General features: G+C 55.3%; 8 protein-coding genes. 3 read left to right on the top strand and 5 right to left on the bottom strand.

Annotated features, from left to right (window positions below; genetic code table 11):
- Positions 1-88 precede the first annotated feature (88 nt).
- Positions 89-343, top strand: a complete 255-nt coding sequence (locus PFRI_RS01890; protein ID WP_072629073.1) for a ribbon-helix-helix domain-containing protein — start codon at positions 89-91, stop codon at positions 341-343.
- Entirely contained in the window at positions 344-655 is a 312-nt protein-coding gene (locus PFRI_RS01895; protein WP_072629074.1) for a type II toxin-antitoxin system RelE/ParE family toxin, read from the top strand.
- 7 nt (positions 656-662) lie between these two features.
- Here the strand turns inward: PFRI_RS01895 and paaK are convergent, their stop codons facing one another.
- Positions 663-1,967, bottom strand: a complete 1,305-nt coding sequence (gene paaK, locus PFRI_RS01900) for a phenylacetate--CoA ligase PaaK (protein ID WP_072629075.1) — start codon at positions 1,965-1,967, stop codon at positions 663-665.
- Entirely contained in the window at positions 1,960-2,397 is a 438-nt protein-coding gene (gene paaI, locus PFRI_RS01905) for a hydroxyphenylacetyl-CoA thioesterase PaaI (RefSeq protein ID WP_072629076.1), read from the bottom strand. The genes paaK and paaI overlap by 8 nt, the downstream gene beginning before the upstream one ends.
- A gap of 103 nt (positions 2,398-2,500) precedes the next feature.
- Between paaI and PFRI_RS01910 the strand changes: the two genes are divergently transcribed.
- Complete coding sequence (locus PFRI_RS01910) at positions 2,501-3,904, top strand: amidase (protein WP_072629077.1); 1,404 nt, start codon at positions 2,501-2,503, stop codon at positions 3,902-3,904.
- Here PFRI_RS01910 and PFRI_RS01915 read toward each other — a convergent pair.
- From PFRI_RS01915 to PFRI_RS01925, 3 genes are all read right to left on the bottom strand, one after another.
- Positions 3,901-4,599, bottom strand: a complete 699-nt coding sequence (locus PFRI_RS01915) for a fumarylacetoacetate hydrolase family protein (protein ID WP_072629078.1) — start codon at positions 4,597-4,599, stop codon at positions 3,901-3,903. The genes PFRI_RS01910 and PFRI_RS01915 overlap by 4 nt on opposite strands.
- 64 nt (positions 4,600-4,663) lie before the next feature.
- Complete coding sequence (locus tag PFRI_RS20900; RefSeq protein WP_084649560.1) at positions 4,664-6,895, bottom strand: glycosyltransferase family 2 protein; 2,232 nt, start codon at positions 6,893-6,895, stop codon at positions 4,664-4,666.
- A complete protein-coding gene (locus PFRI_RS01925) occupies positions 6,892-7,920 on the bottom strand; it encodes a glycosyltransferase family 2 protein (RefSeq protein ID WP_139292069.1) in 1,029 nt (342 codons plus the stop codon). Before PFRI_RS01925 ends, PFRI_RS20900 begins: the two co-directional genes overlap by 4 nt.
- Between the last annotated feature and the right edge of the window lie 110 nt (positions 7,921-8,030).

The following is an 8,030-nucleotide window of genomic DNA, read 5'->3' on the forward strand; positions in this document are numbered from 1 at the left end:
TCAGACAATTTCCGCGTCATAACCCATGAAAAAATTCGGGTTTTGGGGTAGCAGCGGTATACTCGCACTTCTCAGAGAGGCGTAAAAGATGTCCGACACACTTAATCTAAACGTGCGCATTCGCGGCGCTTTGCGAGACCACGTTTCGCGCGAGCTAGACAGCGGTGTCTATGAGAATGTGAGCGAATATGTGCGTGCCTTGATCGGACGTGACCAACAACTCACGGAACAAATGGCCTTTGAAAAGATGAAGACCCAACTCCAGGCAGACTTCGCTCAAAAAGACGAAGACTGCACACCGCTTTCCGCAGACAATGTCTTCGCGCGAAACGCCACTCTTTAGATGAGCTCATTCTTCGTTTCAGACGCCGCAAGCCTGCGGATCAACGAAATCTATCGCTGCACACGCAAAACTTGGGGCGACCCACAAGCGCGCAAATATATCTTGGGTCTTTTTGATCTTTTCGATCAACTTGCACGTCGAGAAAGACCTTGGCGCGTCATCCCAGCTGAATTCGGTGTTCAAGGCTATTTCACACAGTACGAAAAGCACTTCCTATTTTGGCGCAAACGTAAGGATGGCGGGATTAGCATCCTCTCGATATTAGCTCAGAACATGGACGTCGCGAACCACTTGAGCAGTGACGCTAAGTAGTCACTTTTTACCCCCGATTATCCACAACTCGCACCGCCTTGCCCTGAGAACGCGCAACAGATCCGGGATCACCTACAACAACCTCCGTAGACACGCCCACCATATCCTTGATCCGCTTGCTCAGCATACGCGCGGCGGCGTCTTTGCTGGCCTCGTCATTGTGATCCGGCAGCATCTCCACCAACACACGCATCGCGTCCATGCGGCCTGATTTATAGAGTTCTATCTGGAAGTACGGCCCAAGACCGCCCGTCGCCATAACCTGCTCTTCCACCTGCGTCGGGAACACGTTCACACCGCGTAGGATAATCATATCATCCGAACGCCCCGTGATCTTCGCAATGCGCCGCATTGAGCGCGCAGTTCCGGGCAAAAGCCGCGTCAGATCGCGGGTGCGGTAACGGATGATCGGCATGCCTTCCTTGGTCAGAGTGGTAAACACCAACTCGCCCTCTTCACCATCAGGCAGCACGTCACCCGTCACCGGATCAATAATCTCGGGATAGAAATGATCCTCCCAAATGACAGGGCCGTCTTTTGTCTCGACACACTCGTTCGCAACCCCCGGTCCCATCACCTCAGAGAGCCCGTAAATATCAACAGCGTTCAGATCAAACGCATCCTCAATCTCTTTGCGCATCGCTTCGGTCCACGGCTCAGCGCCAAACACAGCGACTTCTAATGAGGACGCGCGCGGATCAAGACCCGCCTTGTGAAACGCCTCCAGAATGTTAAGCATATACGAAGGCGTCACCATGATCCCGCGTGGCTTGAAATCATTGATCAAGCCGACCTGCTTATCCGTTTGGCCGCCACCCATCGGGATCACAGTCGCGCCCAAACGCTCGATCCCGTAGTGCGCGCCAAGACCGCCAGTGAACAAACCATAGCCATACGCGTTGTGGATCAGATCCCCCTTGCGCAAACCCGCCGCCCGCAAGCTGCGTGCAACCAGATCAGCCCAATTTGAAATATCATTCGCCGTATAGCCAACAACTGTCGCTTTGCCCGTTGTCCCCGATGACGCGTGAATGCGCATGATGTCCTCACGCGGAACCGCGAACATCCCGAACGGATAATTCGCGCGCAGATCATCCTTGTGGGTGAACGGAAACTTCGCCAAATCCGCCAACGTGTGCAGATCGACGGGCGTAACACCCGCCGCGTCAAAGCGTTCTTTGTACATGGGTACGTTGTCATAGGCATGCTTCAGAGACCAACGCATACGCTCTAATTGCAGCGCGGAAATTTCGTCACGACTGGCAATCTCGATCGGGTCCAAGATCGAGGGATCAGGCGTCAAATTACTCATTGGTGTCTTCCTCAAATAGCTGGCCTTTGATCGCGCGCGACAGACCGCGCATCTCAGCGATCAAAACACCATCCTGATTGTGCACGCGCACATCATAAATTCCACTGCGCCCAGCGAGCGACACTTCGCGCGCCTCTGCACTCAGAACATCTCCCAACTGACCAGGGACGATAAACGTAATCATATTGTTCTGCGCGACTGTGTTCTGGTTGCGCGAGTTACACGCAAAGGCAAACGCACTATCGGCGAGCGTGAAAATCACCCCACCATGGCAAATGTCATGCCCGTTGCAGTGATGCGCTTGCACGCGCAAGCTCATGCGCGCGCCACCCTCTGTGACCTCGCCCAATTCCAAGCCGATCCAAGGGGACGCGCGGTCGTTCGCCCACATCGCGGTGCTGGCTTTTTCAGCCCTTTCTTGCGGTGTCATGCGTTCCTCCCAAAAGCATCGTTTCGATATTCCTTGCATAGGCACACAGGGTGGTCAAACTATAAGGCGAATGCGTCTTCATTGCCCCGAGAAGGAGCCATAAATGTCCGAGATTATCCGCTGGTCCGCCGTCGAAACCTCAGCTCACATTCGCGCGCGCGATGTGTCGGTGACAGAAGTGACCCGGGCGCATCTGACACGCATGACCGACGCAAACCCCGCGCTCAACGCTGTGACACATGTGATCGACGAAGCACTTGGTCTCGCCAAATCAATGGACGCGCAGGGCATTCCTGACGACCCAAGCCCGCTCTACGGTGTTCCCGTCACCGTAAAGGTCAACATCGACATGGCAGGCTATCCAAACACCAATGGCATACCTGCCTTCAAGGACATGACAGGTGACGGTGATGCCCCTGTTGTGACCAATCTCAAATCGTCAGGTGCCGTAATTATTGCGCGCACCAACACGCCAGAGTTTTCCATGCGTTGGTGCACATCCAACCCATTGCATGGCGTCTCGCTCAACCCTTGGAACACAGATATCACCCCCGGTGGCTCCAGCGGTGCCGCCGCCGCATCTGTTGCGTCTGGCATCGGCGCGATTGCGCATGGCAATGACCTTGGTGGCTCTCTGCGCTATCCTGCATATTGCTGCGGCGTCACGACCATTCGTCCCTCTAACGGGCGGATCGCGGCGATGAATCCCAATGCGCCAGCGGATCGCCCACCCATCACCTTTAGCATGTCTGTCCAAGGCCCCATCGCGCGCACTGTCGCTGATGTGCGCGCTGGCCTTCAGGTCATGTCAAAGCGCGACCCACGCGATCCCTTCCAAGTGAATGCGCTCAACAGCGGTCGTCCTCGCGGCAAAGAAATCACCCTTGGCATCGCCACCAACCCCTTCGCGTCCCATGTAGACGACGCCGTGCTCAATGCCATGACCCACGCTACAAAAGCTGCGCATTCCGCGGGCATCAAAACCGTCGAATGTACGCCACCGAACGCCGATGAATGTGCCTCGCTTTGGGGCGATCTGTTGTTCACAGAAACGCACCACACATCGCGCAATATGATGAAAGAACAAGGCTCTGCCGAACTGAACAGCACGATTGACGGCTACGCTGCGCACTACCGTCTTTTGGACCTTCCGGAACTTCTCGCAGGGATGACGCGGCGTATGCAACTGCAACGCATGTGGTCACTGATGTTCGAAGACATCGACGCGCTCTTGATACCCACATCGCTGATCGCTCCTTACGAGAACGATCTTGATTTCAAAGACCCAAGCAAAATCCCAGATCTTCTGCGCGCGCAATCACCGCTCTTTGTGGTGAACCTGCTCGGCTTACCATCTGTCGCAATCCCGACGCATGTTGAAAACGGCTTACCGCTTGGCGTGCAACTCGTTGCACCCAGGCATGACGATTACTTCGCGCTCGACATTGCCGAACGCTTGGAAGGTGAGCTGGGAACGCTTTGGCAAAACTTGCCGATCTGGGCTTAAAGCGGCTTGCCTACACGCAACTCAACGGGCGCAAGACCTGTGATTTCACCGTGCAAATGATCGCCCGCAACCACCGCGCCGACACCCGCAGGCGTGCCTGTCATGATCACGTCACCCGCGCTAAGCTGATAATACTTTGACAGATCCGCAATCACCTTTGGCACTGAGTGGATCAAATCCGCGAGCGTCGCGTCCTGACGCATCTCACCATTCACCGCCAGCGTAATACGCTGGTCCCCAATCGCGCCGAAATCCGCTGCTTTGATCGCCTCGGCAAAGACCGCACCATCCTCGAAATCCTTCGCCGTATCCCACGGCTGACGCTTGTCTTTCGAGTGCGCCTGAAGATCGCGACGCGTCATATCCAAAGAGGCACAGTAACCATAAACCGCGTCCATGGCTTCGTCTTCGCTCACACGAAACGTGTCCTTGCCGATGAGAATGGAGAACTCCATCTCGTGATGATAATTCTCTGTGCCCAGCGGATAAGGCGTCTCAGACCCACTTGGAATCGCATGAGTCGGCGCTTTGGTGAAGTAAAACGGTGATCCATATTCCGGCACGCCACCCATTTCGACAGCATGCGCTGCGTAGTTGCGACCCACACAGAAAATACGGTTGATCGGAAACGCGGCGCTCTCACCTTTTACAGGGATCGACGTTGTCGGGCGCGTTGGGAATAGAAATTCGGACATGATGTTCTCCTAGAGTTGCATCGCTCATGGCCCAGAGCGCGCACTTTTGTCAAGCAAAGCGCCCCTAATGCGCCGTTTCACCCGTCAGCTCTACGGTAAAGAACCACTCCTCGTCAGGGTCCTTCTCGATAACCTCATCCGGCACAACCGCTGGGCCGGATAAAAACACGTTCGAGCCAAAATGCCCATGCAAGCGCGCCAGCTTTTCTTGTCGCGCGCCCGTCAACTCGGCGTAAAATTTCGAGTAGTTCTCCGTCGCCTTTAATTCGTCAATCTTGGCGCGGTGGCATGTGACCGAATGCTCATGCGCCGCTGCAATCTCTGGATCGCTCAGCAGTTTCGCCAGCTCTTCCTTCATCATTGGAAGACGCTTGAGGATCGACGTCTCTTCCTCAAAATTATTGTTCATGCGGAACCAATACGCCAGACCCTGATCACGATCCACGTGGTTCACGCGACCTCTGTCACGCTTCACCAGAAAACTCTCGGCAGAGCGCACTGCGTAGTGGTTCAGCTGCACCAGATCGTAGCCATATGTTTCAATCGTCGAGCGCCATCCATTGCGAAACATCTCGCGCGGCAGCGGATTGCCGGAACCATTGACCCAGTTGATATCTTCCCACAACTGCGGGTTCAGACCCTTCGGGCGATGCACGCCTAGCTTTTTAAACAGCCCGATGTTCTGAAACAGCGTCTTAAAGCCCCAAGCCTGATGTGGCTTTCGCGCAAACTCTGGCGCGCAACGCAAAAACTGCTCGGTGATCGGCCCATCGACGTATTCATGCACATCGCCGTTTCCAAACAAACGCCAAGTCATCGCGATCATATTGGCGTCCGGCACAGCCTTGAACAAAGCATCGAGCGTCCCGTCACCCACTTTGATGTTCACGAACTCGTCCACGTCAATGCAGGTCGCCCACTTGGCGTTCTTAATAACATCCTCTTCCTCAGCCGACTGCAACGCCGCGTGCTGCGGTTTCAGATCCATTTCTTTGAACCGGTTCTCACGCCACTGACAAATGCCTTTGCGTTCCAGCATTTGCAGCATCGTATCCGTGCCGTCTGTGCAATCATTGGTATAAACAATGATGTCGTCAAACCCGATGGCGCGATGATAGGCGAGCCACTCCAGAATGAACGGACCCTCATTTTTCATCGTCGTCACAATCGCACAACGCCCCCTGCCCTTCGCAACAGAATCCTGCTCAATCTCGGGCATGCGCACTGGCTTATGCCCCCAATACGCGATCGATTGTTCCAGCAGAGCGTCCTGCTCGATCAGCGAGGTTTTCGGCACAATCTTGGAAATCGCCCCACTCGGGTGACGCAGAGCCATATAGCGGAAAAACCCCATCGTGCGCGTCGCATCCGGCACGGCATTCCCCATGCGCACCAAACGCCAGACCGCGTCCGCAGGCGCTTTCGCAGGCGCGATACACCAGCGTTGCCGCCCGCCGCCTGCATCAAATTGCACACTAATATGATCAGCGAAAAGCGTCGGTTGGTTGTTGCGCACGCGCCAAGGATAGCAATGCTGCCCCATCAGCGCGATCAGGCCACCCTCTGCACTGACAGCCGTGTCAAAGATCGAGGTCTCACTCGGCACCAACAGATCATGCACGTCAATATTCGCGACAGCCCGCACACCCGCCAGAAACCGCAAACGCGTCATTTCATAAAGACACAACGCCCCCAGCGGCGCATCCCAAGGGGACGGCGGCGGCACAACCATGCGATCCTTGCCCGGTGCTTCGGGCACGCAAAACGGATGCGCTTCCGCTGGAAAATCAGGTTTGCCAAAGGGCACATCGCTACTCAGCAAAATCACCGTGCAATCAAGCTGTTTCAAACCAGCCTTCAGCGCCTTGCTAAACGCGCGATCACTTCCTGGCTCTGCACGATCAAAGATCACCGCGCCGTTCAACCCGTGCTGCTCGATATGATAGCTGAGCCATGTCAGAACCGTTTCCGCGCTTTCGCCATTACGCACAGCAACCAAGGCGTTAGCGCCCTCAAGCAGGTCTTGCTCTGCCTCAGCAGGCGTAATCTCAACTGCTTTACCCGCAAATTCAAACGTCAAATCAGCCTTTTTAGGCAGCGCATACGTCACATAAGGGGCCCCGCCGACAGAACGCTCCTCAATGATCTTCGCCTTCTTGGGCGCTTTGATCAGCGACAGATCAACGCCCGTCTCAAAGAACAGCGTCACATGTCGCGCACCCTCAACCACCTGCTCCACTGCGTCGAGCAATGTAATTGCACCAACGCTCTGGCTCGCAAACAAACGTTCAATCATGACATGTCTCTTTGCAAAATTTCGATCTGAGCGCGTAAAAACGCACGCCCTTCCTGCTCTGTGGGCGGCGTGCTTCCTTTCAGCAAGTTCAAACGGAAGCGCAAGCGCAAACTGTCTAAATCTCTCTGCGTCGCTGCGATCACTCTTTCCTGCTCTGCCCAGCAGACAGCCACCTCTTTCGACACATCCGGCAAGCTCTTCAACGCATCACGCGTGTCATCAAGCATTCCCAAAATCTCAGGTGCGTCCTCAGTATTCCAATTGCGTTCCGCCCAATAGGTCAGGTCGATCTCACGCTCCATATGATTGGGCAAACCGCGCGCACGCTTGGCCATAAACTCATCCAACGAGCGCAAGGAATAATGGTTCAACCACGCCCTTTTCGCACCTTGCGATGCTCCATAAAGCGAAATCGCCCCGTCACTCTGTGCAAACCGATCCGAAAGCGGTTCCCCGTCAGGCCCGATCCAACGCGCAGGTTTAGACTTTTTCGCACGCGGGCGGTGCACCCCTAACGCGCGAAACGCGCTTGGACGATGCAAGGTCTTGAACAAATGCCCCAGCGGAAAATGCAAATCATGCGGGGCCGCTTTGCTAAACCGTTCAGGCGTCAGACCCTGTCCGCGCACACCCTGCCCGCTCAAGCCATAAAGCCGCCAGGGCAAAGCCAACGCATCAAATTCACCGCCCTTAAGCCCCGTCAAATCCGCGACAGAGCCACCATTCGGTAAACACAAAAACTCGTCGCAATCAAAGAACATCGCCCATTCAGCTTGCGCCGTCCAAGGATGGTCATCCGCCAGTTTCAACGCCTGCCATTGAACCGACTTCTTCCCTTTGGGAACAAACGACACATGTGTCACGCGCGCGTCCTCTGCGAGCCGGTCCAGCACAGCATCCGTACCGTCCGAATTCTCGTGCGACAGCACCAAAATACGGTCGAACCCCGCCGCCAGATGATGCGCAATCCACTCAGGCGCGTACGCGCCATCATTGCGCATGCAGGTGATGCCCAGAATACTCAAACTAACTCTCTGCTCTCGCGCTCAGCGCGTTTTTGCTTGCTTATAGGTCTATACCGCTGCTACCCCAAAACCCGAATTTTTTCATGGGTTATGACGCGGAAATTGTCTGA

This window comes from Planktotalea frisia (genome assembly GCF_001890925.1).
Taxonomy (GTDB): Bacteria; Pseudomonadota; Alphaproteobacteria; order Rhodobacterales; family Rhodobacteraceae; genus Planktotalea; species Planktotalea frisia.